At 35.2% G+C, this 372-nt stretch carries 1 rRNA gene; it reads left to right on the forward strand.

The window, feature by feature from the left end:
• Positions 1-59 (forward strand): 16S ribosomal RNA (locus tag PSH54_RS20680); the annotation flags it as partial.
• Between the last annotated feature and the right edge of the window lie 313 nt (positions 60-372).

Consider the following 372-nt stretch of genomic DNA (forward strand, 5'->3'; position numbering starts at 1 on the left):
CTGGGGTGAAGTCGTAACAAGGTAGCCCTAGGGGAACCTGGGGCTGGATCACCTCCTTATACGATTTAGAACTTATTTGTTCGTAGTGTCCACACAGATGATTGTTAGTTAGTTTTACCCTTTGGGTTTAACTGATTAATATGCTCTTTAAAAATTTGGAAAAGCTGATAATAAAATTCGTATGAATAACAGTGTTATTTGTACAGAGTTTTCAAAAGTAAAAAAGAATGATAGCAGTATCATTCAGTGCCAATTTAATCATTCGTGATTAATTGGTATCTACTTTAGTATTCAATATTAACTTCTGGCGAAGTTAAACTGTCACATAACAAAGACCCGTTTGGGTTGTATGGTTAAGTGACTAAGCGTACA

The organism is Pseudoalteromonas sp. Angola-30, assembly GCF_028599215.1.
Classification (GTDB): Bacteria; Pseudomonadota; Gammaproteobacteria; order Enterobacterales; family Alteromonadaceae; genus Pseudoalteromonas; species Pseudoalteromonas atlantica.